Raw genomic sequence first — 26,378 nt, forward strand, 5'->3', positions numbered from 1 at the left:
CTTCAGTGCCGCCCGCAGCCGCAAACGGCGCGGGCGGCATGCATTCACGCATATTCCTCCCGATGGAGTTCACCATGAGAGCCAACGCTTCTTTGCTGGCAGCGATCTGCCTGTGCATGTTGATGGCGCTGATGCCGCCCATCGCGTTGGCCGCGCCGTTCACGGTCACTGTCGATGGGCTGGATCGTGGCCGGTTCGTGAACGAACAGGTGTACGGCGGATTCGGTTGCCACGGCGACAACGTCTCGCCGCATATCTCGTGGACCAACGTGCCGCCCGCGGCGAAAAGCATCGTCGTGACCATTCACGATCCCGACGCACCGACGGGCGGGCTCGGCTGGACGCATTGGGAAGTGGTCAACATTCCGGCGTGGGCATCGTCGCTGGAAAAGGGCGCTTCGGGAAATGCGAAATTGCTGCCCGCGGGCGCAATGGAAACGTTGACGGATTTCGGCGATTCGAAATACGGCGGGCCGTGCCCGCCGCAAGGCTCGGCGCACCGGTACATCGTGACTGTGTCGGCGCTAAGCGTGCAGGGCATCGACGTCAAAGCGGCGTCGAGCCCGGCGCTGGTCGCGTATCAGATGCACGGCAAGGTGATCGCGCAGGCGCGCTACATCGCACGGTATTACCGCATGCCTGAATGAGTGCGATCCGACTACCGATGCAGTCGGATCGCATCGGGTCGATTCGACACGGCATGTTCTCACTTCGTTGAAAACAAGGCATTCACGACCTGGCCTGATCCTTGATAGAGAGAGCGGGTCGTGATGGCCTGCGTCGTAGGCCAACGACAAGAAAAATATATTTAACGAATGAAAAGGAATCAGCATGTTTGAGGGATTTGAGAATCGGCTCGCGGTGGTGACGGGCGCGAGTTCCGGAATTGGCCTTGCAACGGTCGATCGTCTGCTGGCGAGCGGTGCGCGTGTACTGGCGATGAGCCGGACAATGGGCGAACTGGACTCATTGCAGAGCCAGTATGGAGAACAACTCGAGTGGGTAAAAGGCGATGTCACGCAAAGCAGTGATCTCGCCGCTCTGGGCGAACGCGCGCGTCAATTGGGCCGCGTTGATTTTCTGGTGCCCAATGCGGGAATAGCCCAGTTAGCGCAGGGTCTGGATGTGGCCGCGTTCGAGCGTCAATGGGCCGTCAACGGCGCCGGTGCACTGAATACGTTGTCTGTGATGCGGGAACAGATGGCGAAGCCTGCATCGGTGGTCTTCATCGGGACATTTCTGTCACAGGTCACGTTTCCGGGGCTCGCTGCCTATATCGCGTCGAAGACAGCGCTCAAGGCACAAGCAAGAACGCTCGCGGTAGAACTGGCAGCCGACGATATCCGGATCAACATCGTGTCGCCCGGACCGACGGCAACTGCCATCTGGTCGAGTCTGGGCTTGCCGCAGGATCAACTCTCCAGCGTCGCGGGCCGCGTGAATCAACGCCTGCTTCCTGGGCGCTTTCTTGAACCTGCTGCAATCGCCGATGCGATCATGTTTCTGCTTTCGCCTGCTTCGCGCGGCGTTTATGGACAGGATCTGATCGTCGATCACGGCTATACGCTGCAGTAAAACTCTCTGCGGAGAGTGTCCGTTGGCAAGCGCGTCGCGCAACGCGGACGCGGATGCCTTGGACACCACGCGTAAGCTCACTTGCGATTTAGTTGTGCGTCGCTTGCAGTGTGTTCGCGAGAATCATGTCGAACGCGTTGCGCGGCAGCACGCCAGCGCGTTGAAGTGGCCGGAACACAGGGTCGCCGCGACGCACGGGTTCGCCTGTGAGTCCACAAACGCCGGACGTGCGTGCAAAACCGGCACGCCAGGTCTGATCTTCGAAATGGCCGAGCGTCGAATCGCTCCATGAAACCAGAATCGTGCAGGTGGTCTGCCATTCGATGCGACGGATCGATGAAGCGTTGGCCATTGCAACTGTCATTGGACTGCAGCGTTCGCTCGGTGCGAGTGACTGTTGTGCTGTGAAGCGGCTGCGCCCGTGCAACCCGCTGACAATCTGGAGCCATGGATCGATTCTGTTCATTTCCAATCTCTTTCCGATGAGTCGGACCGCGTCACGACTCGCCCGCTTCGCCGGACACGACGAGTGCGACGACATTCACGATGCCTTGCCTTGCCATCTTTGTGTAAGGACGAAAGCGCGCGGTCTTGCGAACCAGTTCTTCAGCCACGGCGCGTCCGAGCGTGCTGCCAGCAGACTGGGAGCGCCATGAAAACAGGCTGCATAACCCGCGACGAATAATTGCTCGGGGTTGGTGCCGTCTCCGGGGGCGCCGAGTGCCTTGGGTAATCGCAATTCAACTGCCAGTTGCCCGTCTTCCGAGCTCGCGATTCCTGATGCGCGCCTGTGGCCCGCGTTGCCACCCTTCACGGTGACTGTGGTCGAATAGAGAATCTGAGTCTCTTGTTCGGAGTGCTTGTCGAGTGATGTTTGTGGCTGCGTCATTCTTTTCAGTGCGAATTTTGTTGCTTGATTCGTGGTTTGTGATTTCTGTGTAGGTTGAATCGTAGAGAGATGCGCTTGCGTGTAGAAGGCTCCTGGAGGGGAGCATGATGTTGCATCGGGGGCATCAATCGGTGTTGTCTTGTGACGTTGGTTTGGTTTTGTTTGGTTTTTTTTGCTTTGCTTTTGCTTTCGCTGGCATCCGCGGTTTCGTATCGGTGCTTCAAGCGTTGCCCCTGTGCGGGGCGGCACTTACTTTCTTTGCCGCCGCAAAGAAAGTAAGCAAAGAAAGCGGGCTAACACCGCCAGCTCTTGACCTCCGCCTGAGGGCCCCCAACAGTTCCTCCACTTCACACGGCGTTCTGCCTTTCACTGCCCGTTGCCAACGCCTCGAATCGACGCCTCACCCGCTTCACTCGCCCGTAGCACAGCCAGCGACAGCGAATGGTTACGGCCGCCCAGGTGGCAAACTGTGTGTAGGTCGTAGTGCTTCACACCTCTGCGCTCTTACGACACCGATCGTGTTTTTCAGTCCGGAGTGAAGCGCGTACGGCGCGAAAGCCGACACACAGTTTGCCGCTATAGAACGTGGGCGATCTGATCGCGCTTGTGGCGACGCAGGAGTGTGAAGCGGGTGAGGCGCTCAATAAGAGCGTTGGCAACGGGCAGTGAAAAGCAGGTTGCCGTTTGAAGCGGAGGACCCGTTGGGGGCCCTCAGGCGGGCACAAGGATTGGCGGTGTTCAGCGGCTTTCTTTTGCCTACTTTTCTTTGCCGCGGCAAAGAAAAGTAGGTGCCGCCCCGCACAGGGGCGACGCTTGAAGCAGGCAAAACAAAACGCGGATGTCAGCGAAAACACAAGCAAACCACCCAAGCGTCGCAAGACAAAACAAACCAGACCAAACCAAAAACCAAACCAAATGCCGCCCCGCCAAAGGGGGCAACACTACTTCACACGAACTCCAAACGCACTAACCAACCGGGCAACAAGCCTTTCAGCCTCGCTACGATCCCGCACATTAGTAAACCCCATCAAAATCCCACGCCGCCCAGGCGCCCCATTCCGCCATGTCGTCAGTGCATGCACAGCAAACCCAGCCTTACGCGCGCGGCTGGCCAACTCGACATCGTCGAGATCATCACGCACGTCGACGAGAAGATGCATACCACCGTCCTGAAGATGAACAACGAATCCATCTTCTGCATAGGCCGCCAGCGCATCGGCCAACAGCGCGCGCCGTCGCGCATAGAGCGTCCGCATTCGCTTGATATGCCGCGAGAAATGACCTTCGCCGATGAAATCAGCCACCACAGCCTGCATCAGTTCCGGACATCCACCATGCACAGTGCGCCTGCAAGCAAGTTCGAATTGCGGGACAAGGCCAGGTGCGACGACCACATACGAAAGCCGCAACCCAGGAAACAACACCTTGCTCAACGTGCCGCAATAAATCACACGCCCATATGAATCCATGCTTTTCAAAGCCGGCAGAGGATGACCGCGATACCGGTACTCGCCGTCGTAGTCGTCTTCAACAATCCACGCGTCGTGCCCGTTCGCCCAGTCGAGCAACTCGACGCGCCGCTGCAGCGGCAGCGCGACGCCAGTCGGACTTTGATGCGATGGCGTCACGACGGCGAGGCGCGCAGCAGCGAAATGCGCGCGTCCAGATGCGACGTCGATGCCATGCTCGTCCACGGGCACGTCGCGGACCTGCAGGCCCAGTCGCTTGAGCGTGAGCGCGGTGGGCGGATAACCGGGCTGCTCGATCCAGGCGTTCTCACGCGCGAGCCCAAGTGCATCGACGATGAGCGCCAGGCTCGCGGTGTAAGCAGGTGAGATAAAGATCTGGCCTGCGTCCGCGTCGATACCGCGCGAGCGGTGCAGATACGCGGCCAGTGCCTCGCGCAAGGGCATATAGCCAGCCGGCGGTGGCTTGGTCAGCGATCCCGCTCTGCGTACCTGCCGCGCCATCAGCCGCGCCCAGAGCTTCCTCGGAAATTCGTCGAGTGCTGGCAAGCCCATCTGAAGCAGCGAGGGACCGCCGCCTTCCGCATCGATGATGTCTTCGGGCGCAATCTGCGCCGGCAGCACGCGGATCGCAGCAGCGGCTTTCTTCGGGCGCGCGGGCCGGGCGGGAGCGGTGTGCTCCGAAACGAATGTCCCCGCCGGGCCGCGCGCAACGAGGTATCCCTCGCCAAGCAGGCGGTCGTACGCGACCTGCACCGTGCCGCGCGCCACACCCAGCTCGGTCGCGAGCGCACGCAGCGACGATACCTTCTGGCCGGGACTCAGTTGCCCCTGTTCGATCATCGCGCGAAACCGCACGTAGATCTGCTCGTGGATAGGCGTAGCGGCAGGCGCCGCGCGGGCCGTTGGCTGGGTCATGGCCTGGTCTAAAGCTCAAAAAATGTCCCTGTCGGCTGGGACATGGAACGACGACACTGAAGCCTACACCAACCCCTCGCCATCAACATCATGACTGACACGCCCATCCTCCGACACGCCGAAACGGACGCCGATTTAAAGGCCTGTTTCGCCGTCATGCAGCAACTGCGTCCCCATTTGAAATCGGTCGAGGAGTTCGTCGCCCGCGTCGCGGTGCAACGCGCGCAGGGATACCGGCTGCTCGGCGTGTGGGAGAACGGCAAGCCCGTCGCGCTGGCCGGCTATCGGCGTATCGACAACCTGATTCACGACCGCTTCGTCTACGTCGACGACCTGATCACGGATGAAGCAGGGCGCGGTAAAGGCCACGGTGAGCGCCTGCTCGCCGAGATCGGCGCACTGGGCCGTGCCGATGGCTGCCAGCGCCTCGTGCTCGATACGGCGCTTGCCAATGCGCTCGCGCAACGCTTCTATTTCCGCTGCGGTCTGCTGGCACGCGGTCTTCACTTCAGCATGGACCTGGCATGAACAGCCTCAAATTGCTGCTGCTCGATTGCAGCCCGCGGCGCGACAGTTCGACGAGCCGGCACTTCACCCGTCATCTGCTGCCCGCCATGGCCGAGCGCCTTGGGCGAGACATCGAGATCACGCGGCGCGAACTTGGCGCACAGCCGCTGCCCGCCATCTCGGAAGCGTATGCGGAGTCGCTGGTGCTGCCCGCCGACGTGGCCAGAGAGCGATATGGCGATGCGCTCGCGCTATCGGACGAACTGATCCGCGAACTGAACGAAGCCGACATGCTCTGGATCTCGACGCCCGTGCACAACTTCACGGTGCCCGCCGTCCTCAAGAACTGGATCGACCACGTGGTGCGTCTGGATGTGACGTTCACCGCGACCGCGCAAGGCAAGGTCGGCTTGCTGCGCGACCGGCCGACTTTCGTGGCGGTGACGGCGGGCGGCGCGATGTTTCGCGAGCCGGCCTATCAGCCCGATTTCTTCCGGCCTTATCTGTCGGCGGTGCTGGGCGTGATCGGACTCAAGGACGTCACGTTCATGCATGCGGCCGGCCTCGCGAGAACAGACGAGCCACTTGCTCTCGTCGAACAGAAAGCGGCGCAGTGGCTGCGTCATGAGTCGCCCGGACACACACTTTCTTCGATCGCTTAACTCATTTCATACAGGAACACATCATGAATTCACCCCGTTTGCCGTGGACCGCCCTCGCACCCGCGCAATACAAATCGATGTACGCCGTCAGCCAGTCGCTGGTCGAATCGCCGCTTGGCGGCAAGCTGATCGAAATCGTGCAGACGCGCGTGTCGCAGATCAACGGCTGCGCATTTTGCCTCGACATGCACGTGCGCGAACTGCGCAGGAGCGGCGAAGCGTGGCAGCGTCTGAACGTGCTGTCCGCATGGCGCGAGACGGAGTTCTTCAGCGCCAGAGAGCAGGCCGCGCTCGCATGGGCCGAAACCATGACTCGCCTCGCGGATAGTCATACGGAGCGTGAAGTCGAATTTCAGGCCTTGCGCGCGCACTTTAGCGACGCTGAGATTGTCGAGTTGACATGGGTAATTGCGGCGATCAATGCGTGGAATCGTATGGCGATTGGCATGCATCAGCCCGTGGCCGCGGATCCGATCGACTGACGGCGCAAAAGGGCAGGGAACCGGGATTCGATTGGCGCATTGTCTACGCACGCAAAAACTGACGACCGCCTTTCAAATTGATGTTCCATTTTCCTGAAGAACGTCTATGTTTTTATGGTGCGTTTTCTTTACGCGCGCGGGGCTTACCGGCCCTCTGACGATTCTTCAGGTGCATCTGCCACCTCGAACGCCAACCGCGGTGATGCCGCGTCCCCTTTTCTATCGAAACCAGGCAGCAAGCCAGGCGCGCAGCCGTGCATCCGGCGCGCTCCGGCTGCGTACGGAACCGTCAGCAGTGCCCGTCAGGCAACGCATGCCGCGGCATCGTCTTCGACGAAGCCAGCGCGGCTGCCCGTTCCGAAACGTGATGTCGTTTTGAAGGAGTCAAATCATGAAGACACGAATCATCCTGTGCGCGGCGTTCGCCACCGCGCTCTCTTTGGCAGGCGTCGCGCACGCCCAGAACACGACGACGCAGCAGAATGCACAACCGGCCGCGACGACGTCCACCACCACCGAGTATGGCGGCGTGTCCGGCAGCAGCACGGCAATGGGCGGTTCGACACGCGCGGGCTGGGTGCAGTCGTCCAGCTGCAACTATCTGCCGCGCTGCGCGCCGAATTCGGGCCACTGAATCAGCAGGTGCATTTGCATGGAGGGTGAATCATGAAGATCGTTATCATCGGCGGCACGGGTCTGATCGGCTCGAAGACGGCGGCTATCCTGCGTCAGGCGGGTCACGATGTCGTCGCCGCGTCGCCCAGAACGGGTGTCAACACCATCACGGGCGAAGGGCTCAAAGAGGGCCTCGCGGGCGCGCAGGTGGTAATCGACCTGTCCAATTCGCCATCGTTCGAAGACAAGGCGGTGCTGGAGTTCTTCGAAACCTCTGGCCGCAATCTTCGTACGGCTGAGGCGGAAGCGGGCGTCCAGCACCATGTCGCGCTATCGATCGTCGGCACCGACCGCACGCCCGAGAATGGCTACTTTCGCGCGAAGGTCGCGCAGGAAAAGCTGGTCGCGGCCTCCGGCATTCCGTACACGGTCATCCGTTCGACCCAGTTCATGGAGTTTCTCGGCGGCATTGCCGATTCGTCGATGCAAGGCAACACGGTGCACATGTCGCCGGGCATGTTCCAGCCCATCGCCGCCGATGATGTCGCCGCGATCGTCGCCGATGTCGCGCTCGCTGCGCCGCGCAACGGCATCATCGATATTGCCGGGCCCGATCGCGCGCCGTTCAACGAGATCATCGCCCGCTATCTGAAGGCGGTCGGCGACCCGCGCGAAGTCGTGCGCGACCCTGAAGCGCGCTATTTCGGCGGCATCGTCGAAGAACTGTCGCTCGTGCCGCTTGGTGACGCGCGCGTCGGCACGACCGGCTTCGACGAATGGTTGCGCCGTCCGCAGAACAAGGCGTGATTTCTCATGCATCGAACTAACAACAACAGGTGGGACATGAAACGCATCCTCTGTTCGCTGCTCGTCGCCAGCTTGCCGTTCGGCACCGCGCTCGCGCAGACGCCAAAGGAAAAGAGCGCCAAAGTGACGCTGGTCTATCAGCATGAATTGCCGAACGTGCCGGGCAAGAGCGTCAAGGGCGTGCTCGTCGAGTATGGTCCGGGCGGCTATTCGGCCGGGCATACGCATGCGAAGTCGGCGTTCATCTATGCGACCGTGCTCGAAGGCGCAATTCGCAGCCAGGTCAACGACGGGCCCGTGACGGTCTACAAGGCGGGGCAGAATTTCTCCGAGCTGCCCGGCGACCGTCATCGCGTCAGCGCAAATGCGAGCAAGACGAAGCCGGCAAAGCTGCTGGCCGTGTTCGTGGTCGATACGAACGAGACGGAACTGACGACACCATTCGGCGAATGAATGCGCGGATCAGCTGATCCGTCTGCCCAGTTGAACCGCGCGTTGGCACACGGCCTCCATCAGCACCGTTGCGCTGCGCGACGGCGGCGAGAACTTCGAGTAGACGAAGGTGGCCGTCATCTCCAGGTCTTCGACGAGCGGCCGCACGATGCAGTCGGCTTCGCTGGCCGCGAACTCGTCGACGATCGCAAGCCCGAGTCCGCCGCGCACGAGCGCAAGCGCCTGGTCGGCGCGCGTGACATCGACCACCGAGGTCAGCTCGACATCCGCCTGCTGGCACGCGGCAACGATGATCGTGCCGAACGGGATATCGCGGCGAAACAGGATCATCGGCTCGTGCGCGAGGTCCGCTAGCGCGATGCGTTTGCACGCTGCGAGCGCATGGTTCGGCGGCAACGCGCAGACCATGCGGCCGCGCATGAACGGCACGGCTTCGAGATGTTCGTGTTCGATGGGCAACGACGTGATCGCGACGTCGACTGTCTTGCTCAATACTTCCAGCGGCATGCCGGCCATCAGCGTCGTATGCCAGTCGACGTTCAATGCGGGCAACTGGCGCTTAAGCTCCACGATAGCGGGCGCGACCACGGCAGGCGCGAGCGATGGGCTGCACGCGACGCGCAGCAGGCTCGCGGGTCCGAGCGCGAGCGCACGTGCGAATTCGTCGACACGCAACGCCGACTGATACACCTGCTCGACCTCGCGATACAGCGCATGCGCTTCGGCTGTCGGGACGAGCCGGCCTTTGGCGCGCTCGAAGAGCCGCAGCCCGAGCGTGGTCTCCGTGTGCGCGACGAGCTTGCTGACGGCCGGCTGCGAGACGTACAGCATCTTTGCCGCTGCATTGATCGAGCCAGTCAGCATGACGGCTCGAAATACTTCCATCTGTCGCAGCTTGAAACGCATGGTTGTTCCGTATTCGGGCGGTGATTAACAAAAGGTTATAGGGTAGCCTAAAGACGGCATACGACAGCGGCACGGCCGCGCATTAGTATTCCCGTGCCACGAATGTGCGATGCTGACACGCTGGCCCGCAGATGGAACCTGAGATGAGCGTATTCGACGAAGACAAGATCGACTGCCACTGTCATATTTTCGATCCCGCGCGCTTTCCGTATCGCGAGGACACGGCCTATCGGCCTGCGCAGCAGGAGATCGGCACGGCCGCGCAGTTCGTGCGCGTGATGGACACGTATGGCGTGCGCCATGCGCTGCTCGTCGGCCCGACGAGCGGTTATCGCACCGACAACCGCTGCCTGCTCAACGCGCTCGATACTTACAAAGACCGCTTCCGCGGCATTGCGGTGGTCGACAACGATATCAGCCGAAGCGAGCTTGTGGCGCTGAAAAACGCAGGTGTCGTCGGCGTCGCTTTCAATCCGGCGATGGAAGGCATCGAGCTCGTGCGCGATGCTGGCGCGCTGTTTGCCATGCTGGCGGATCTCGGGATGTTCGCGCAGGTGCAGGTGTGCGGCGATCAGATGGCTGCGCTGGGACCGTGGCTCGCGCAGCAGGGCGCGCAATTGCTGATCGACCATTGCGGCCGGCCCGATGTCGAAGCGGGCATCGGCCAGGCAGGTTTTCAGGCAGTGCTGCGGCTGGCGGATACCCGTCGCGCGAGTGTCAAGCTGTCGGGCTGGCAAAAGTATTCGAAGCATGCGCATCCGTATGAGGACGTGTGGCCGTACGTGCAGGCATTGCTCGATGCCTTCGGTCCGCAACACTGCTTGTGGGGTTCCGACTGGCCGTTTCTGCGCGCGCCCGAACGTCTCGACTATGGCCCGCTGCTGAACCTGTTCGAACAGATCGTGCCCGACGCGGCCACGCGTCGTCAGATCCAGTGGGACACGCCGCGGCGGCTTTTCGGTTTCGATACGCACGCGGCGTGACGCGCCGCGCACTCATATCAACGATGGAGAAACAACGCTTGGAACACATCGTCAACCGGCACGGCCTCGACATGCCGAAGCTCGGTCTCGGTACCTGGCCGATGGTCGGCGAAGACTGCACGCGCGCCGTCGTGCAGGCACTTGAACTCGGCTATCGGCATATCGACACGGCCGCCGGCTATCAGAACGAAGATGCCGTCGGCGCCGCGTTGTCTGCGACGACCGTGCCGCGCGAGCAGATCCATGTGACCAGCAAAGTCTGGTGGGACCAGCTCGAACCGCAGGCGCTGCGCGCGTCATGCGAACGCTCGTTGCGCGATCTGCGCAGCGACTACGTGGACCTGTTTCTGCTTCACTGGCCGACGACGGACATGAACCTGCGCAGCACGCTCGATGCGCTCGTCGGGTTGAAGGAGCGCGGGCTGGCGCGCGCGGTCGGCGTGGCGAACTTTCCGCTGCCGCTCCTGAAAGAGGCCGTCGAAACGATCGGCGCGCCGCTTGCAGCACTTCAGGTCGAATATCACGTGACGCTCGGTCAGACGAATCTGCTCGAATTTGCGCGACGACATGACATGGCGCTGACGGCGTATAGCCCGCTCGCGCGCAATCGCGTGTCGGAGATCCCGGCGATCGTCGAGATTGCACGCAAGCACAACGTGCTGCCCACGCAGATCGCACTGGCATGGCTGCTCGAACAGAAGAACGTTGCGGCCGTGCCGAAGGCGGCTGGCGCGGCGAATCAGACGTCGAACCTCGCATCGCTCGATGTGCGTCTCGACGATGAAGACCGCGCGACGATTGCCGCATTGCCGAAGAACGAACGCCTCGTGAATCCGGCGTTTGCCCCGCAATGGGATGACGCTGCGTGATCAGGCGCCGACGGTTCACCTAGAACCGGTCGATCATCCCTAACTGCACGCCTCGCACCGCCGCGCCCGGCCACGACGGTGTGAGGCCCGTCACGTTCACGCCCTTGAGCGTGAACTCTCCCTCGCCGCGATTTCTCAACCAGCCTGCGGCCGCGTACAGCAGCACGCGTTTGGACAGATCGTATTCGCAGGCCGCGCTGAACTGGTCCGCGTTGTTATCGCCGCCAGAACGGTCGCGCAGATACGCGTAGCCGAGCGACGCGCGAAAGCGCGCGTTGACGGCATAACGCGCGGAAACCGAGACGCCATCGTTGTGATAACGCGGCGTGCCGCCATCGCCATTGAAGAACGAGACGAAGCCCGTGACCGGTCCGTACGCGTACGAGACGCCGCCAAGGTTCGCCCGCAACGCGCCGTCGCCGTGTGTCTGCTGATGCGCGTAGGAAACGCGAAATCCGCCGCTACGCCACGCGAAGGTTTCGATGTGACCGGCGAGGCCGTTGCCGTCGTCGTCGGCGGGATCGCGCAGCATCGCCATCACCGTCGTCGAGAAGCCGTGATATTCGGGCGACAGATACGTGATCGCGTTGCTCGCGTACGGCGTGATCTTCGACAGGTTGTTGAGGCCCGATGCGATCGTGCCTGCGCCGAAGGCATCGAGTTGTCCCTTGAACGGAATGTAGATCGGCGAATACTGACGCCCGATTCGCACCGTGCCATACGGTGTCGACGCGCCGATCCACGCCTGCCGGTTGAAGATCGTATTCGCGACAGCCAGCGAGCCGTTGCCTGAGCTGAAGCCATTTTCCAGGTCGAACAGAATCTGGACGCCGTTGCCGATATCTTCGGAACCGCGCAGCCCGACGCGCGAGCCGCGATAGGCGCCCGAATCCATCCGCGCGACGTAACCGCCGCCAGGGTTGGTGATTTCGATGCTGGTATCGAGCGTGCCGTATAGCGTGACAGAGGACTGCGCGTGCGCGCTCGAGGCGCAAGCGGCAAACGCCGCGAGCGCAATCGACGTGCGCCGCGCGAGTAGCGAAGGTTTCATGAGAGAAAAAAAGAGCGCCGTGAAGCTGGCGAGAAAGACGAGCGCCCGACGCGCGCAGGATCGTGCGCGCGTCGGGCTCGTAATGCGTGTGTGTTACTGCGGCAGCGCGTAAGCGATCACGTAATCGCCACGATCAGGCGACTGACGCGCGCCACCCGCCGAGATCACGATGTACTGCTTGCCGTTCACCACATAGCTCATCGGTGTGCCCTGGCTGCCAACAGGAAGACGCGCTTTCCACACTTCACGTCCCGTCGAGCTGTCGAACGCGCGCAGGTAGTAGTCCTGCGTCGCGGCGAAGAACACGAGGCCACCGCCCGTGCTCATCGAGCCGCCGATAGTCGGCATGCCGATCGGCGTGGGCATATGCATCTGCACGCCCCACAGACGCGTGTCTTTCACCGTGCCAAGCGGCACTTGCCACGCGATGCTGCGCGTTTTCAGATCGATTGCCGTCAGGCTGCCGAACGGCGGCTTCTGGCACGGAATGCCGAGCGGCGAAAAGAAGCGGTCCTTCGTCACCGAATACGGCGTGCCGCCGAGCGGCACTGCGCCCATGCCTGCATTCACTGCTTCGTTGCCGTTCGACGTGCCTTCTTTACGCTCTTCCTTGACGAGATGCACCCACAGGCCGAGGCGCATGTCGTTCACGTAGATCATGCCCGCGTTCGGATCGTACGACAGGCCGCCCCAGTTCATGCCGCCGAGCGAGCCGGGGAAGCTGAGCGAGGTGTCCGTATCCGGCGCGGTGAACAGGCCGTCGTAACGCATGCCGTGGAAGACGATGCGGCACATCATCTGATCGACGGGCGTCATGCCCCACATGTCGGCGCCTTTCAGCACTTCCGCGCCGATCTGCGGCATGCCGACCGACAGCGGCTGCGTCTTCGCGTACGGCTCGTTCGGAATCGTCGCGGACTTGACCGGCTGCTCGATCACCTTCGTCAGCGGCTTGCCCGTCAGGCGGTCGAGCACGAACAGCTGGCCCATCTTCGTGCCGACGATCAGCGCCGGCACCGTCTTGCCATCGACAGGGAAATCGACGAGCGTCGGCTGCATCGGCACGTCGTAGTCCCACAGATCGTGGTGGACAGTCTGGAAGTGCCACTTTTCGATACCCGTCGTTGCGTCGAGCGCGAGAATCGACGCGCCGTACGATTCGTCGAGCTTCGTGCGCTTCACGCCCCACAGATCGATTGCCGCGCTGCCCACGGGCATGTACACGGTGTTCGAAGTCGCGTCATACGACATCGGCGCCCATACGTTCGGCGTCGAGCGCGTGAAGGTCTTGCCAGGCGCGGGCGCCTGCTTGTCCTGCGGATTGCCTGGATCGAACGCCCATTTCATTGCGCCCGTCATCACGTCGAAGCCGCGAATCACGCCGCCGGGCATGTCGAGCGACACGTTGTCCGCGACGCGGCCGCCGACGACCACGGTCGTGCCTGCGACCGTCGGCGGCGAGGTCAGTTCGTACAGCGGGCTCGCTGCGTTGCCGAGGCCTGCCTTGAGATCGATGATGCCGTCGTTGCCGAAGTCGGCGCACAGCTTGCCGTTGTCGGCGTCGAGCGCGACGAGCTTCGCGTCGATCGTGTTCATGTAGATGCGGCGACGGCATGCTGCATGTTCATCCGCCAATGCAACCGGCGTCACAGGCGTCGAACCGGCCACGCTCGGCTGCTGCACGGGCTTCGTCGCGTCGAAATACGCGAGGCCGCGGCAGCGCACCCAGACAGTGGTTTTGGTCGGGAATTCGTGACGCCACTTTTCGTGACCGCTCGCGGCGTCGAGTGCGATCACCGTGTTGTGCGGCGAGCACAGGAACAGCGTATCGCCGATCTGCAGCGGCGTTTCCTGGTCTTCCGCGCCGCCACCGCCGGGGCTGACGGGCGTGTCGCCCGTGTGGTACGTCCACGCGACCTGCAGGTTCTTCACATTGTTGCGATCGATCTGCGTGTAGCCCGCGAAACGGTCGCCGCCCGCCGAGTGTCCGTATGCGGACCAGTCACCGCCATTGCTGTTCGCATTTGCAGCAATCGGTGCATTCGACTCGCTGCCGAATATGCCGTGCGGCACGAACATGCCATACACAAACGATGCGTTGCACGCGAGCAGCACGAGGCCCGCCGTCCACGCGGCACCCTTCGCGGGGCTCTTGCCCTGGAAGCGGCGCAGCGCGGGATAAACGGGTGCGAGCACCATGCCGATCATCGTGAACATGAAGATGCGCGCCTGCAGCGGCCAGAAATCGAAGCCGCTTTCCCACACGGCCCACAACACGGTCGCGACGATCACGAACGCGAAGATCACGCACGCGGCGGGTTTGCGTCGCGCGAGCTGGACGCCCGCCGCGCAGACGGCGAGACCCATCAACAGGTAATACCAGGTGCCGCCGCGCGCGACGAGCATGGTGCCGCCGATCGCAAAGTACAGGCCGAGCAGCAGGCCCAGTACGCCCGCGAGCGCCAGGACAACGCGGGCTGCCGTCGATACTGGCTTGGTTTGAGGTTGCTTGGACATTGCTTGTCTTCAAAGGTACGCAAAAGTGGGCGCGTGCCAACCGTCGCCGGGCCGCGCAAGCGCGGGCAGCCGGCCGCGAAGTCGACGCGCGATGGCTTCCACCGTGACGGGTTGGCTCGGGTGCGCGCCGGGCAACGGGCTGGGCGCGACGAGCGCGATGTGGACAGATGCGCCGGGAACGGACCTGTTACGGCGGCGCAAATTCACATAGGACTAACTAGTTCGTACATTTTAACGCAATTCGGGGAATCCCGAAGCAAAGTCCGCAGGAGGCACTGCGGACTGCCATCCTTCCGTGTTCTACAAGAGTGTTTTGCAGCGCCCTTCCTGTGAAGCGCGCACGGGCTGCTGCTAGACTTCAGAGGTCGAAGTGAGAGGACGTGCGGCGCCTTGCCCAACAAGGTTTCCGGCGTGAAGGACCATGGATATTTTCAAGCCACTTGCGTTGAGCTTGCTGCTGGTTGGCGGTGCCGCCAACGCCGGCACGTTGCAGCCTGCCAGTCATACCGCCGACCGTGACGGCCGGGCGCCGATGTGCGATTCCGTGTCGTTTGCAACGGGCACGGCGCAGAATCGCGCGGCATGTCGTCGGATGTTTGCGCGCGAGGCGCGCCCGACGGTGCAGACGTCGCCGCTCACGGCTTCCGATTACGCGTCCTGATCCTGCCTGACGGTGGGCGTGGGTGGCGTGATTGACGTGGTCGAGGTGCTGGCGCGCACGACCAGCTCGAAGCCGACATCGACGATACGCGGTTCGATCTCCGCTTCGGGTTCGTGTTCGGTGCGCTCCATCAGTTCCTGCGCGATGCGCAGGCCGATCTCGGTTGCGCGCGGCTGAATGGTGGTGAGCGGCGGTACGCATTCTTCGCTGAACGGCAGATCGCCGAATCCTGCCACACGCAGTTGCTGCGGAATCGGGATGCCGCGCCGTTGCGCTTCGAACAGCACGCCGAGCGCGATCACGTCATTGGAACAGGCGATCGCGTCCAGATCGGGCATCGCTTTGAGCATGTCGGCGAGCGCGTGGGCGCCCGTTTGCGGCGATGCGTCGCCCGCCACATCCTCGACGTGCACGTCAATGCCCGCCTTCAGCATCTCGCGCCCAAAGCCTTCGCAGCGCTGCCGCGCGCGCACGTCGCTCGCCATCCGCGCGCCGATGAACGCGACGCGCCTGGCGCCGATATCCAGCATATGCCGCGCGACGGCTTCGCCTGCCGCGTAGTGCGAAAAACCGACTTGCAGATCGAACGGCTGTTCGCCGAGTTCCCACATTTCCGCAACGGGCGCGCGTGCGCTACGCAACAACGCGCGCGTTTCATCGTCGTGACGGCAGCCAGTGACGACCAGCGCGGTTGGCGACCATGACAGGAATGTGCGCACCAGATCCGCTTCGCGGCCGGGCTGATATTCGGTCGCGCCGAGCAGCAACTGAAATCCGTGGCGGTCGAACTCCTTCTGCATCGCGGCGACCGTCGCCGAGAAGAACGCGTTACCCAGCGACGGCACGACCACGCCGATCGCGCGTGTGCGCGCCGCGGCCAGACTGCCCGCCAGCAGGTTCGGCACGTAGCCGAGCACGTCGATGGCCTGCTTGATGCGCGGCGCGATACGGGGCGACACCGCCTCGGGATTGCGCAAAAACAGCGAAACGGAACTGGCGGACACGCGCGCGCGGGCGGCGACGTCGTCCATCGTGACCCGGTTGGTGCTGCGCCGGGAGCGCGGTGCCTTGGCTGTCTGAGACATGGGCTGCAAGCGGTGGGAAGGGCGGGCGCCGCATTCGGCGCGGAGCTTATATTGTAATTGACGCAGCGCAACGAGTCATTGTCTCCGCACTAACCCTGGTATCGGTCTCCAGAATCGTAGCGCTATTATTTCGCAGCGCTGCGATTTTAGCGATGCGCCCTAAACAGCTTACGCAAACATGTCTTCTTCCGATCTCCGCTGCGTCCTCGACGCCCGTGCCGAACTCGGCGAATGCCCGCGCTGGGACGAGCGCGAGCGCGTGCTGTATTGGGTCGACATTCTCGAGCCGGCGCTGCATCGCTTCGATCCCGCGACGGGCATCGACCGGACGTTTGCGCTGCCGGAGCACATTGGCTGCTTTGCGCTGCGCGAGGGCGGCGGTTTTGTCGCGGGATTGCGCTCGGGCATCTGGATGTTCGACGAGGCGGCGCGCCCAACGGGGCAACTCGCCGCGAACCCCGAAGACGTACGCACGAGCCGCTTCAACGATGGACGCTGCGACGCGGCGGGCCGCTTCTTCGCGGGCACCATCGACGAACCGAAGGCGGGCGGCAACGCCCATCTCTACCGGTTTGCTGACGGCAAGCTCGACGCGCTGGCGGCTGGCCTGCTGACGTCGAATGGACTGGCCTTCAGCCCGGACAACCGCTGGCTGTACCACTCGGACACGCCGAACTTCACGATCTATCGCCGCGCGTACGACCTCGCAACAGGCGCCGCCGGTGAAGCCGAAGTGTGGGCGCGCATCCAGCCGACCGCGACCGATCGCGGCCGCCCCGACGGCGCAGCCGTCGACGCCGAAGGCTATTACTGGAGCGCGTTCTACGAAGGAGGGCGCGTGGTCCGCTTTGCACCGGACGGCAGCGTCGATTCGGTTTATCCCGTGCCGGTGCGCTGCCCGACCATGTGCGCGTTCGGCGGCGACGATCTGCGCACGCTCTACATCACGACGGCGCGCGCGGGACGCAGCGCCGAAGAACTGGAACGCGAGCCGCAAGCAGGCGGACTCTTTGCGATGCGCACGGACGTGCCGGGACTGCCCGAGCCGCGCTGGCGCGCATCTGTGTGATTCACATTCGACGGACCCCGACATGCCTGATCTGAAAGACTCCACCCTGTTACGCACGCACTGCCTGATCGGCGGCGAATGGCGCGCGGCACGCGACGGCCGCACCTTCGACGTCACCGATCCCGCAACCGGCGCGCTGATCGCCAGCGTGCCGTCGATGACCGCTGTCGAAACGCGCGAAGCCATCGATGCGGCGCAAGCTGCGCTGCCCGCGTGGCGCGCGCTGACGGCAAAAGCACGCGCCACGCTGCTGCGCAAATGGCACGACCTGATGCTCGACCATCAGGACGACCTCGCGCTGCTGATGACGATGGAACAAGGCAAGCCGCTCGCGGAAGCGAAAGGCGAGATCGCGTTTGCTGCGAGCTTTATCGAATGGTTCGCGGAAGAAGCGCGGCGTGTCGATGGCGACGTGATCGCGACGCCGTCTAACGACCGGCGCCTTCTCACGATCCGTCAGCCAGTCGGTGTGTGCGCCGCGATTACGCCGTGGAATTTCCCCGCCGCGATGATCACGCGCAAGGCCGGACCGGCGCTCGCAGCGGGCTGCACGATGGTGCTCAAGCCCGCGTCCCAGACACCGTTCTCGGCACTCGCGCTCGCGGCGCTTGCCGAACGCGCCGGCATTCCGGCGGGCGTGCTCAATGTCGTGACGGGCGATCCGCAGCCCATCGCTGAAGAACTCACGGGCAACCCGATCGTGCGCAAGCTGTCGTTCACGGGTTCGACGGGCATCGGCGCACGGCTGATGGAGCAGGGCGCGCGGCATATCCAGAAGCTGTCGCTGGAACTGGGCGGCAATGCGCCGTTCATCGTGTTCGACGACGCCGATCTCGACGCAGCTATCGAAGGCGCGCTGATTTCGAAGTACCGCAACGCGGGCCAGACCTGTGTGTGCGCCAACCGCTTCTACGTGCAGGCGGGCATTTACGAAGCCTTCGTCGACAAACTCGCGACGCGCGTGCAGGCGCTGCGTTGCGGCGACGGACGCGAACCGTCGACGCAGATCGGTCCGCTGATCGACGCTCGCGCGTTGTCCAAGGTCAGCGAACTCGTCGACGATGCCCGCGCACAAGGCGCAAAGATTCTCTGCGGCGGCGAGCCGCTCGCGCTGGGCGGCGACGGTACGAACCGCCACTACGCGCCGACCGTGCTGACCAACGTCACGCCGTCGATGCGCGTCGCGCGTGAAGAGATCTTCGGCCCGGTCGCGCCCGTGATGCGCTTCACCGACGAAGCCGACGTGATCGCGCTTGCCAACGACACCGAGTTCGGCCTCGCCAGCTACTTCTACACGCGCGACATGGCACGCGTCTGGCGTGTCGCGGAAGCACTGGAGTTTGGCATGGTCGGCATCAACACGGGGCTGATCTCGACCGCGGAAGCGCCGTTCGGCGGCGTCAAGCAGTCGGGCCTCGGACGCGAAGGTTCAAAATACGGTATCGACGAGTACCTGGAAATGAAGTACCTGTGCATGCAAGTGGCGTAACGGCTGGCCTTCCGGCGAGCCTTACGACACGCTGCAAAGCTCGCGCAGAAATCGCAGCGCTGCGAAAATAGCGGCGCAGGTTGCCAGCGGATCGCCCGCTCGAAGTCCGACGACAACCTCAAAGGGACGAGGAGACAATGATTTTCACCATATTGAGTTTTGCTTTTTTCACCGCGCTGGTCGGCTTCGTGTCGTACCTGTTCACGCGGCGCGCGAAGGATCACGGCGCGCGCGGTTACTTCATGGCGAGCGGCGGGCTGACGGGCTGGTTCATTGCGGGCTCGATGATGCTGACCAATCTTTCTGCCGAGCAGATGGTCGGCCTGAACGGCGATGCCTACGCGCATAACCTCTCGGCGATGGCGTGGGAATGCACCGCCGCGATTGCGACCGTCGCGCTCGCGATGTTCTTTCTGCCGCGCTACCTTCGCGGCGGCTTCTCGACCTTGCCGCAGTTCCTCGAAGAGCGTTTCGACTCGACCACGCGCCGTGTGGTCAGCGCATTCTTCGTGATCGGCTACATGCTGGTGGCGAATCCGTCGGGTCTGTATCTCGGCGCGATCACGTTCAATCAGGTGTTCGGCGTGCAGGCGCTGCTCGGCACGTCCTATCCGGCGACGATCACCATACTCGTGTGGATGTCGGGGATCATCGGCGCGTTGTATGCGATCTTCGGCGGACTGCGCGCGGTGGCCGTGTCGGACACGATCAACGGCGTCGGTCTGCTGGTTGCCGGTCTGCTCGTGCCCGTGCTCGGTCTGTTCGCGCTCGGTCATGGCGACTTCTTCGCTGGCGTGCACACCGTTGCGACGCAAGCGCCCGAGAAGCTCTCCGCAATCGGCGGCCCGCACGACTCCGTTCCGTTCGGCACGCTGTTCACGGGGATGATCTTCGCGAACCTCTTTTACTGGTGTACAAATCAGGCGATCGTGCAGCGCACCTTCGCAGCGAAGAGCCTTGCTGAAGGGCAAAAGGGCGTGTTGCTGTCGGGCCTGATGAAGTTGCTCGTGCCGCTCATCATGATGTTGCCGGGCGTGGTTGCGTTTCATCTGTACGCATCGCATCCGTTGGGCCGCCCGGATCTCGCATACCCGACGCTCGTCACCGACGTGCTGCCGTGGTGGGCCAAAGGCTTCTTTATCGCAGTGCTGTTCGGCACGGTGATGAGTCACTTCAACGCGGTGATCAACAGCACGGCAACGCTGATCGCATTCGACTTCTATCGCGTGTGGAAGCCGGAGGTCAGCGATGAAAAGCTGATCCGCGTCGGCAAGACAGCGAGCGTGGTGATCGCTGTGGTGTCGCTGCTCGTCGCGCCGCTGCTGATGTACGCGCCGGATGGCATCTATACCGTGATGCGCCGCTTCACCGGCTTCTACAACATTCCGATTATTGCTGTGGTGCTGGTGGGCTTCTTCAGCAAGAAGATTGGCGCGTTCCCCGCGAAGATGGTGTTGCTGCTGCATGTGATCGTCTACACGCTTGGCATTCTCGTGTTCCAGGTCGACAAGAAGCTCGGCATCAACTTCATTCACATCATGGGCGTGCTGTTCGTGTGCGAAGTGGCGCTGATGCTTGTGCTCGGTACGTGGCATCAACGTGCGAAAGCGTATGAGCCGCAATCGCGGCAGACAGGCGATCTCACGCCGTGGCGTCATGCCAGCACGATGAGTGTGTTTCTGATCGCCATGCTGGTCAGCATCTATCTGACGTTCTCGCCGATCGGTGTCGCGCGGCAAGGCGGCGTGACGACGCAATACGAAGTGCTGATCGCGCTGACATGGTGTGTGGCCGTTGCATTGATCGCGCTGTTCCGGCGGCGCGCATCGGCGGGCGAGCGTGCGCTGGCGTGGAACCAGTCGCCGAGCGAATCGAACGGGCACTGATCGACCGTATTAACCAACGCAATAGCAAGGTAAAGCTGATGAACTGGCAGAAAGAAGCGGGCGGCAAGCTCGTATTGCGCGCCGCGGGCCGCACGCTTTTCGAACATGCGCCGGATGCACCCGCTGTGTTCGTGGGACATGGCGTCGAGACGATCGACATGTATCGCGGCAATTTCGACATCAGCGATTATGTGGAAGAACGCGTGGCGCTGCGTGACGCGCGTTTGACGTTGCTCGAAGATGGCAGTGCGCGTGTGGAACTGGCACGCGATGCACAAGCTGCGCCTGAGTTGACCATCGTCGCCAGTCAAACGGCGCACGGTGTGCAACTGGCGCTCACGGCAGCAAACGGCGAGATCAACCGCGTGTGGTGGCGCGTGCCCGCGCAGCAAGACGAGCATGTGTGGGGCTGCGGCGAGCAGATGTCGTACTTCGATCTGCGCGGCCGCAACTTCCCGCTGTGGACCTCCGAGCCCGGCGTGGGCCGCGACAAGAGCACGCATCTGACGTGGCAGGCCGATACGACGTCCAAGTCGGGCGGCGATTACTACAACACGAATTATCCGCAACCGACTTTCGTATCGTCGCAGAAGTACTGCCTGCACGCTGAAACTACGGCTTATGCAGACTTCGATTTCCGTCATGCCGAGCGGCACGAACTGCAATTCTGGGCCGTTCCTGAGCGACTCGAGTTCATCTTTGCCGACGATTTCGTCACGCTCGTCGAACGCGTTTCGCAACGCTTCGGTCGACAGCCTGCGTTGCCTGAATGGGTGATGGACGGCGCGATTCTCGGCCTGAAGAATGGCCGCGAACATGCGCAGACCATCATGGAGCAAAGCCGCACAGCGGGCCTGAAGGTCGGCGGATTGTGGTGCGAAGACTGGGTCGGCATTCGCCAGACGTCGTTCGGCAAGCGTCTCTTCTGGGACTGGCGCTGGAATGAAACGCGCTATCCGCAGCACGCGGAATGGGTCAGGCAACTCAATGCGGAAGGTGTGCGTTTTCTCGGTTACGTGAACCCGTATCTGTGCAATGACGGCACGCTGTACATCGAAGCGAAAGCAGCCGGCTATCTGGCGACACGTGCAGACGGCAGCGACTATCTCGTCGATTTCGGCGAGTTCGATTGCGGCGTGGTGGACTTCACGAATCCGGCGGCATCGCGCTGGTTCGAAGAGCGCGTGATTCGCGATGAGATGCTGAACAAAGGTCTCGATGGCTGGATGGCGGACTTCGGCGAATATCTGCCGACGGATGTCACGCTCGCGAACGGCATCGACGCGAAGCTGATGCACAACGCGTGGCCGACGCTGTGGGCAGAGGTCAATGCAAGCGCCATCGAACGCGCGGGCCGCACCGGCGATGCTGTGTTCTTCATGCGTGCAGGCTACACGGGCGTACAGGCACATTGCCCGTTGCTGTGGGCAGGCGATCAATCCGTCGATTTCACGCGTCACGATGGTTTGCAGACGGTGATCTGCGGTGCGCTGTCGTCGGGTCTGCTTGGCAACGCGTATCACCATAGCGATATCGGCGGCTATACGAGCCTGTTCGGCAACACGCGCACGCCGGAGCTGTTCCAGCGCTGGGCCGAAATGGCGGCGTTCACGCCGATGATGCGCACGCACGAAGGCAATCGTCCCGGCGAGAACTTCCAGTTCTGGCAGGACGACAACGTACTCGCACACTTCGCGCGCATGACGCGTGTGTTCGTCGCGTTGAAGCCCTATGTGCAAGGTCTCGTCGATGAAGCGGCGGCGCGCGGTCTGCCGTTGCAGCGTCCGCTGTTCCTGCACTACGAACACGATCGCGCCACTTACGCGATCCAGGATCACTACCTGTACGGCCGCGATCTGCTCGTCGCGCCTGTGCATGCGGCAGGTGCAGAGCAATGGCGTGTGTATCTGCCGCAAGGCGATGCGTGGACGCATCTGTGGAGCGGCAAGCGTCACGAAGGCGGTCAGCACGTCGACGTGGCTGCTCCGCTCGGCGAGCCGCCTGTTTTCGTGCGTGCCGGTGCGGCGCGCGAAGCGCAACTGCTCGCACTGGCGAAGGACGCAGCGTGAGCCTCAGTCCGTTCCTGCACCATCTGCTGTTCGCCGTGTGCGTTGCGACCGCGACGTTCACGCAAAGCCTCACGGGCTTCGCTTTCGGACTCGTATTGCTTGGCCTCGTCGCGGTGTTTCATCTCGCGCCGCTGCCGGTCGCAGCGAACGTGGTCACGGTGATGGTGCTTGCCAACGCAGCATTGCTGGTGCGCGGCGTGCCCGCGTTGCCGCGTCGTTTGCTGGTGCCTTCCTATGGCAGCAGCCTGGTCGGTGTCGCGTTGGGCGCATGTCTGCTCGCATGGCTTTCCGATAACGCAATCGGCGCGGTGCGCTTCGCGCTCGGGCTGGCGATTCTCGCGTGCAGCCTGTTGCTCGTCGTGCAATCGAAGCCGCGCGCGCAGCTTGCATCGCCCGGTACGTTTGCATTCTATGGCTGCATCTCCGGCGTGATGGGCGGCGTGTTTGCCAGCGCCGGTCCGCCGATGGTGTTCCATCTCTATCGCCAGCCGCTCGATCGCGTCGTCGTGCGCGACACGCTGGTGCTGCTGTTCGCTGTCAATGCCGTGCTGCGGCTCGTCATCGTGCTTGCGCAAGGTCGCTTCGACGCGGCATCGCTTGCGCTGAGCGCGGAAGCGTTGCCCGTCGTGCTGACGGTGACGTGGCTCGCGCGCCGTTATCCGCCCAACTGGTCGCCGACGGCCGTGCGGCGCGTGGTCTTCGTGCTGCTGGCGATTGCCGGCGCGAGCCTCGTCGCGCCCGCCGTCACGAGCGCGAGCGCGCACGCACGCACCAAGGTCAGCGTGGCATTCCCTCAACTTCGTTCTATCACGGCGTGAATATCGTGCAACAAAAGCTCAAACAACTCAGCGAACTGCGCAGCCAGCGCTGGCTTGCACCCGACGACATGCGCTCGTTCGCACATCGTCAGCGCTTGCAGCAAATGGGTTTGCGCCGCGAAGAATTCATGTCGCGGCCGGTGATCGGCATCATCAATACGTGGAGCGACCTGTCGCCGTGTCACGCGCATCTGCGTGAGCGCGCGGAAGCCGTGAAGCGCGGCATTCTGCAGGCCGGCGGCATGCCGTTCGAACTGCCCGCGATGTCGCTTGGCGAAGTGATGGTCAAGCCGACCACCATGATCTACCGCAACTTCCTCGCGATGGAAACGGAAGAACTGCTGCGCTCGCTGCCCATCGACGGCGCGGTGTTGATGGGCGGTTGCGACAAGACCACGCCCGGCCTGCTGATGGGCGCGCTGTCCGCGGATCTGCCGTGCATCTTCGTGCCGGCAGGCCCGATGCTCAACGACCGTCATCGCGGCCAGGCGGTCGGCGCAGGCACGCATACCAAGAAGTTCTGGGACGAATACGTGGCGGGCAACATCGAACAGCCCGAATGGATTTCGCTCGAAGCGCGCATGACGCGCGCGCCCGGCACCTGCAACACGATGGGCACCGCCAGCACGATGACGTCGATTGTCGAGGCGATGGGCTTCACGCTGCCCGGCGCAACGAGCATTCCCGCGATGGATGCTTCGCACACGCGTATGTGTTCGACCAGCGGCGAGCGCATCGTCGGCATGGTGTGGGAAGACCTGAAGCCGAGCCGCTTCTTCAATCGCAAGTCGGTGGAGAACGGCATCGTCACGTATATGGCGCTGGGCGGCTCGACCAACGCCGCGATTCACACGATCGCGATTGCAGGCCGCGGCAACGTGCCGTTGACGCTCGACGATATCGCGCGTGTCGGCAAGAACGTTCCCGTGCTCGCCGACGTATTTCCGTCGGGCAAGCGCCTGATGGAAGACTTCTATTACGCAGGCGGTCTGCCCGCATTGCTGAGCGGCGTGAAGGAATATCTGAAGCTCGATTGCGTGACCGTGACGGGCGAAACGCTCGGCGAGAACATCGCGCGTTTCGAAGCGGGCCAGCGTCCGCAAGGTGAAGACGCGATCCGCCCGCTGACCGATCCCGTCAGCGAACGCGGCGCGTTGGGCGTGCTGCGCGGCAATCTCGCGCCCGACGGCGCGGTCATCAAGCCGAGCGCAGCAAGCCCGCATCTGATGAAGCATCGCGGCCGCGCGCTGGTGTTCGATTCGATTGCCGAGATGAACGCGAAGATTCACGCGCCCGATCTCGACGTCGATGCCAACACGGTGCTCGTGCTGCGCGGCGGCGGTCCGATCGGCGCGCCCGGCATGCCTGAGTGGGGCAATCTGCCGATTCCGAAAAAGCTGCTTGCGGCAGGCGTGCGCGACATGGTCCGTATCTCCGATGCGCGCATGAGCGGCACGCACTACGGCACCTGCGTGCTGCACGTTGCGCCCGAAGCAGCGGCGGGCGGCCCACTTGCGCTGATCCGCACGGGCGACATGATCGAACTCGACGTCGAAGCGGGACGCCTCGACGTGGTGCTGTCCGACGAAGAACTCGCGCGTCGTCGCGAAGACTGGCGTGCGCCGCCGGCGCCGCGCAAGCGCGGTTACATCCGTCTTTACATCGAGCGGGTTTCGCAAGCCGACAAGGGCTGCGACTTCGACTTCCTGACGGGCTTCGAAGAACCCGTCGAACCGTCGATTTTCTGAACACAGGACACAACACAATGGCCAACAGGATCAAACAGGACCCGACGCGCAATGCGTTCCGCGACGCACTGAAACACAAGGACGGCAGCACGATGCGCGCGAAGCCGCTCGGCACGTGGTTGATGTCGGGCTCGGCGGCATCGGCGGAAGCATTCGGGCATGCCGGTTTCGACTGGCTGGTGATCGACATGGAACACGCACCGCTCGAATTCACGGACGTGCTGCACATGCTGCAAGCCGTCGAGTGCGGCGGCGCGGCGCCTGTCGTGCGTATTGCGCGCAATGACGCAACCCTTGCCAAGCGCGCGTTGGATATGGGCGCGCCGACGTTGATGTTCCCGTACGTGCAAAGCCCGGAAGAAGCACGTGCAGCCGTTGCATCGACCAAGTTCCCGCCGCTCGGAACGCGCGGTTTCGCGGCGATGCATCGCGCGAGCCGTTATGGCACATGGAGCGAATTCGGCACGCGCGCCAACGAAGCGACTGCTTGCATCGTGCAACTCGAAACGCCGGAAGCTGTTGCGCAACTCGAAGCGATTGCGGCCGTGCCGGGGGTCGATGCGCTCTTCGTCGGGCCGGGCGATCTGTCGGCGGCGATGGGCAAGATCGGCAATCTTGCTGACCCGGAAGTGCGTGCCGCGCTCGCCGATTGCGCGCGACGCGCGAACGCGATCGGCATGCCGATTGGCATTGTCGGACCGACGCCCGCGATGGTGCGCGAGTTCGTCGAAATGGGCTACGACTACGTGGCCATTGCGTCCGACATGGGCATGATGATGCGCCAGGCCAATGCGTTTATCGCCGAACTCGATCAGGTGAAGGCGAACGCGAATGCGGGCGGGCCGTACTGATC

At 63.0% G+C, this 26,378-nt stretch carries 24 protein-coding genes and 1 pseudogene; 18 read left to right on the top strand and 7 right to left on the bottom strand.

Annotated elements, in window-relative coordinates; translation table 11 throughout:
• Positions 1 to 74 precede the first annotated feature (74 nt).
• Complete coding sequence (locus tag G3O01_RS23315; RefSeq protein WP_205808102.1) at positions 75 to 647, top strand: YbhB/YbcL family Raf kinase inhibitor-like protein; 573 nt, start codon at positions 75 to 77, stop codon at positions 645 to 647.
• Between the two features lie 184 nt (positions 648 to 831).
• On the top strand, positions 832 to 1,575 hold the full coding sequence (locus G3O01_RS23320) for an SDR family oxidoreductase (protein WP_205808104.1): 744 nt from the start codon (positions 832 to 834) through the stop codon (positions 1,573 to 1,575).
• Between the two features lie 88 nt (positions 1,576 to 1,663).
• On the opposite strand, the gene G3O01_RS23325 is transcribed toward G3O01_RS23320, so the two are convergent.
• The 3 genes and pseudogenes from G3O01_RS23325 to G3O01_RS23335 form a co-directional block, all read right to left on the bottom strand.
• On the bottom strand, positions 1,664 to 1,927 hold the full coding sequence (locus tag G3O01_RS23325) for a DUF3331 domain-containing protein (RefSeq protein ID WP_241024197.1): 264 nt from the start codon (positions 1,925 to 1,927) through the stop codon (positions 1,664 to 1,666).
• Between the two features lie 145 nt (positions 1,928 to 2,072).
• Positions 2,073 to 2,464 (bottom strand): annotated as a pseudogene (locus G3O01_RS45580) (peroxiredoxin).
• A 941-nt stretch (positions 2,465 to 3,405) separates the two neighbouring features.
• Positions 3,406 to 4,848, bottom strand: a complete 1,443-nt coding sequence (locus G3O01_RS23335; RefSeq protein WP_205808109.1) for a PLP-dependent aminotransferase family protein — start codon at positions 4,846 to 4,848, stop codon at positions 3,406 to 3,408.
• A gap of 90 nt (positions 4,849 to 4,938) precedes the next feature.
• Here G3O01_RS23335 and G3O01_RS23340 point away from each other — a divergent pair, with 90 nt between their 5' ends.
• From G3O01_RS23340 to G3O01_RS23365, 6 genes are all read left to right on the top strand, one after another.
• Positions 4,939 to 5,376, top strand: a complete 438-nt coding sequence (locus G3O01_RS23340; protein WP_205808111.1) for a GNAT family N-acetyltransferase — start codon at positions 4,939 to 4,941, stop codon at positions 5,374 to 5,376.
• On the top strand, positions 5,373 to 6,017 hold the full coding sequence (locus G3O01_RS23345) for an NAD(P)H-dependent oxidoreductase (RefSeq protein WP_205808113.1): 645 nt from the start codon (positions 5,373 to 5,375) through the stop codon (positions 6,015 to 6,017). Before G3O01_RS23340 ends, G3O01_RS23345 begins: the two co-directional genes overlap by 4 nt.
• Positions 6,018 to 6,040: 23 nt before the next feature.
• On the top strand, positions 6,041 to 6,499 hold the full coding sequence (locus G3O01_RS23350) for a carboxymuconolactone decarboxylase family protein (RefSeq protein ID WP_205808115.1): 459 nt from the start codon (positions 6,041 to 6,043) through the stop codon (positions 6,497 to 6,499).
• 391 nt (positions 6,500 to 6,890) lie between these two features.
• On the top strand, positions 6,891 to 7,133 hold the full coding sequence (locus G3O01_RS23355; protein WP_205808117.1) for a hypothetical protein: 243 nt from the start codon (positions 6,891 to 6,893) through the stop codon (positions 7,131 to 7,133).
• 32 nt (positions 7,134 to 7,165) lie between these two features.
• Positions 7,166 to 7,921 carry an SDR family oxidoreductase gene (locus G3O01_RS23360; RefSeq protein ID WP_205808119.1) on the top strand — a complete coding sequence of 252 codons (756 nt, stop codon included), beginning with the start codon at positions 7,166 to 7,168 and terminating at the stop codon, positions 7,919 to 7,921.
• Between the two features lie 36 nt (positions 7,922 to 7,957).
• Entirely contained in the window at positions 7,958 to 8,374 is a 417-nt protein-coding gene (locus tag G3O01_RS23365) for a cupin domain-containing protein (protein ID WP_205808122.1), read from the top strand.
• A 9-nt stretch (positions 8,375 to 8,383) separates the two neighbouring features.
• Here G3O01_RS23365 and G3O01_RS23370 read toward each other — a convergent pair whose 3' ends face one another.
• Positions 8,384 to 9,280: a LysR family transcriptional regulator gene (locus G3O01_RS23370; RefSeq protein ID WP_205808124.1), complete on the bottom strand. Its 897-nt coding sequence runs from the start codon at positions 9,278 to 9,280 to the stop codon at positions 8,384 to 8,386.
• 143 nt (positions 9,281 to 9,423) lie between these two features.
• On the opposite strand from G3O01_RS23370, the gene G3O01_RS23375 reads away from it, so the two are divergent.
• Both G3O01_RS23375 and G3O01_RS23380 read left to right on the top strand, forming a co-directional pair.
• Entirely contained in the window at positions 9,424 to 10,263 is an 840-nt protein-coding gene (locus G3O01_RS23375) for an amidohydrolase family protein (protein WP_205808126.1), read from the top strand.
• Between the two features lie 38 nt (positions 10,264 to 10,301).
• Positions 10,302 to 11,132, top strand: a complete 831-nt coding sequence (locus G3O01_RS23380) for an aldo/keto reductase (RefSeq protein ID WP_205808128.1) — start codon at positions 10,302 to 10,304, stop codon at positions 11,130 to 11,132.
• Positions 11,133 to 11,151: 19 nt separating this feature from the next.
• On the opposite strand, the gene G3O01_RS23385 is transcribed toward G3O01_RS23380, so the two are convergent.
• Both G3O01_RS23385 and G3O01_RS23390 read right to left on the bottom strand, forming a co-directional pair.
• Complete coding sequence (locus G3O01_RS23385; RefSeq protein ID WP_205808130.1) at positions 11,152 to 12,183, bottom strand: porin; 1,032 nt, start codon at positions 12,181 to 12,183, stop codon at positions 11,152 to 11,154.
• 93 nt (positions 12,184 to 12,276) lie between these two features.
• Positions 12,277 to 14,700, bottom strand: coding sequence for a membrane-bound PQQ-dependent dehydrogenase, glucose/quinate/shikimate family (locus tag G3O01_RS23390; protein WP_205808132.1), 2,424 nt, complete (start codon positions 14,698 to 14,700; stop codon positions 12,277 to 12,279).
• 421 nt (positions 14,701 to 15,121) lie between these two features.
• Here G3O01_RS23390 and G3O01_RS23395 point away from each other — a divergent pair, with 421 nt between their 5' ends.
• Positions 15,122 to 15,361 carry a hypothetical protein gene (locus G3O01_RS23395; protein ID WP_205808134.1) on the top strand — a complete coding sequence of 80 codons (240 nt, stop codon included), beginning with the start codon at positions 15,122 to 15,124 and terminating at the stop codon, positions 15,359 to 15,361.
• Here G3O01_RS23395 and G3O01_RS23400 read toward each other — a convergent pair.
• The gene (locus G3O01_RS23400; RefSeq protein ID WP_205808136.1) at positions 15,349 to 16,446 is read right to left on the bottom strand and encodes a LacI family DNA-binding transcriptional regulator; all 1,098 of its coding nucleotides are present in this window, start codon (positions 16,444 to 16,446) and stop codon (positions 15,349 to 15,351) included. The two genes, G3O01_RS23395 and G3O01_RS23400, sit on opposite strands and share 13 nt — an antisense overlap.
• Before the next feature lie 178 nt (positions 16,447 to 16,624).
• Between G3O01_RS23400 and G3O01_RS23405 the strand changes: the two genes are divergently transcribed.
• From G3O01_RS23405 to G3O01_RS23435, 7 genes are all read left to right on the top strand, one after another.
• Positions 16,625 to 17,515: an SMP-30/gluconolactonase/LRE family protein gene (locus G3O01_RS23405; RefSeq protein WP_205808137.1), complete on the top strand. Its 891-nt coding sequence runs from the start codon at positions 16,625 to 16,627 to the stop codon at positions 17,513 to 17,515.
• Positions 17,516 to 17,537: 22 nt separating this feature from the next.
• Positions 17,538 to 19,004: an NAD-dependent succinate-semialdehyde dehydrogenase gene (locus tag G3O01_RS23410; protein ID WP_205808139.1), complete on the top strand. Its 1,467-nt coding sequence runs from the start codon at positions 17,538 to 17,540 to the stop codon at positions 19,002 to 19,004.
• A gap of 137 nt (positions 19,005 to 19,141) precedes the next feature.
• The gene (locus tag G3O01_RS23415; protein ID WP_205808141.1) at positions 19,142 to 20,890 is read left to right on the top strand and encodes a solute:sodium symporter family transporter; all 1,749 of its coding nucleotides are present in this window, start codon (positions 19,142 to 19,144) and stop codon (positions 20,888 to 20,890) included.
• Positions 20,891 to 20,928: 38 nt separating this feature from the next.
• Positions 20,929 to 22,959 carry an alpha-glucosidase gene (locus G3O01_RS23420; RefSeq protein WP_205808144.1) on the top strand — a complete coding sequence of 677 codons (2,031 nt, stop codon included), beginning with the start codon at positions 20,929 to 20,931 and terminating at the stop codon, positions 22,957 to 22,959.
• Positions 22,956 to 23,777: a TSUP family transporter gene (locus G3O01_RS23425; protein ID WP_346779217.1), complete on the top strand. Its 822-nt coding sequence runs from the start codon at positions 22,956 to 22,958 to the stop codon at positions 23,775 to 23,777. The genes G3O01_RS23420 and G3O01_RS23425 overlap by 4 nt, the downstream gene beginning before the upstream one ends.
• Positions 23,778 to 23,782: 5 nt before the next feature.
• Positions 23,783 to 25,525, top strand: a complete 1,743-nt coding sequence (araD, locus tag G3O01_RS23430; RefSeq protein ID WP_205808146.1) for an L-arabinonate dehydratase — start codon at positions 23,783 to 23,785, stop codon at positions 25,523 to 25,525.
• A 17-nt stretch (positions 25,526 to 25,542) separates the two neighbouring features.
• The gene (locus tag G3O01_RS23435; RefSeq protein WP_241024205.1) at positions 25,543 to 26,376 is read left to right on the top strand and encodes an aldolase/citrate lyase family protein; all 834 of its coding nucleotides are present in this window, start codon (positions 25,543 to 25,545) and stop codon (positions 26,374 to 26,376) included.
• Positions 26,377 to 26,378: the final 2 nt, after the last annotated feature.

Origin of the sequence: Burkholderia sp. Ac-20365 (assembly GCF_017104715.1) — a bacterium.
Classification (GTDB): Bacteria; Pseudomonadota; Gammaproteobacteria; order Burkholderiales; family Burkholderiaceae; genus Paraburkholderia.

Coding starts and splice junctions, on each gene's coding strand:
- G3O01_RS23410 (WP_205808139.1), top strand. CDS start 17,538: ATGCCTGATCTGAAAGACTCCACCCTGTTACGCACGCACTGCCTGATC.
- G3O01_RS23370 (WP_205808124.1), bottom strand. CDS start 9,280: ATGCGTTTCAAGCTGCGACAGATGGAAGTATTTCGAGCCGTCATGCTG.
- G3O01_RS23320 (WP_205808104.1), top strand. CDS start 832: ATGTTTGAGGGATTTGAGAATCGGCTCGCGGTGGTGACGGGCGCGAGT.
- G3O01_RS23350 (WP_205808115.1), top strand. CDS start 6,041: ATGAATTCACCCCGTTTGCCGTGGACCGCCCTCGCACCCGCGCAATAC.
- G3O01_RS23415 (WP_205808141.1), top strand. CDS start 19,142: ATGATTTTCACCATATTGAGTTTTGCTTTTTTCACCGCGCTGGTCGGC.
- G3O01_RS23335 (WP_205808109.1), bottom strand. CDS start 4,848: ATGACCCAGCCAACGGCCCGCGCGGCGCCTGCCGCTACGCCTATCCAC.
- G3O01_RS23325 (WP_241024197.1), bottom strand. CDS start 1,927: ATGGCCAACGCTTCATCGATCCGTCGCATCGAATGGCAGACCACCTGC.
- G3O01_RS23355 (WP_205808117.1), top strand. CDS start 6,891: ATGAAGACACGAATCATCCTGTGCGCGGCGTTCGCCACCGCGCTCTCT.
- G3O01_RS23315 (WP_205808102.1), top strand. CDS start 75: ATGAGAGCCAACGCTTCTTTGCTGGCAGCGATCTGCCTGTGCATGTTG.
- G3O01_RS23360 (WP_205808119.1), top strand. CDS start 7,166: ATGAAGATCGTTATCATCGGCGGCACGGGTCTGATCGGCTCGAAGACG.
- G3O01_RS23345 (WP_205808113.1), top strand. CDS start 5,373: ATGAACAGCCTCAAATTGCTGCTGCTCGATTGCAGCCCGCGGCGCGAC.
- G3O01_RS23390 (WP_205808132.1), bottom strand. CDS start 14,700: ATGTCCAAGCAACCTCAAACCAAGCCAGTATCGACGGCAGCCCGCGTT.
- G3O01_RS23405 (WP_205808137.1), top strand. CDS start 16,625: ATGTCTTCTTCCGATCTCCGCTGCGTCCTCGACGCCCGTGCCGAACTC.
- G3O01_RS23400 (WP_205808136.1), bottom strand. CDS start 16,446: ATGTCTCAGACAGCCAAGGCACCGCGCTCCCGGCGCAGCACCAACCGG.
- G3O01_RS23365 (WP_205808122.1), top strand. CDS start 7,958: ATGAAACGCATCCTCTGTTCGCTGCTCGTCGCCAGCTTGCCGTTCGGC.
- G3O01_RS23340 (WP_205808111.1), top strand. CDS start 4,939: ATGACTGACACGCCCATCCTCCGACACGCCGAAACGGACGCCGATTTA.
- G3O01_RS23375 (WP_205808126.1), top strand. CDS start 9,424: ATGAGCGTATTCGACGAAGACAAGATCGACTGCCACTGTCATATTTTC.
- G3O01_RS23385 (WP_205808130.1), bottom strand. CDS start 12,183: ATGAAACCTTCGCTACTCGCGCGGCGCACGTCGATTGCGCTCGCGGCG.
- G3O01_RS23435 (WP_241024205.1), top strand. CDS start 25,543: ATGGCCAACAGGATCAAACAGGACCCGACGCGCAATGCGTTCCGCGAC.
- G3O01_RS23420 (WP_205808144.1), top strand. CDS start 20,929: ATGAACTGGCAGAAAGAAGCGGGCGGCAAGCTCGTATTGCGCGCCGCG.
- G3O01_RS23395 (WP_205808134.1), top strand. CDS start 15,122: ATGGATATTTTCAAGCCACTTGCGTTGAGCTTGCTGCTGGTTGGCGGT.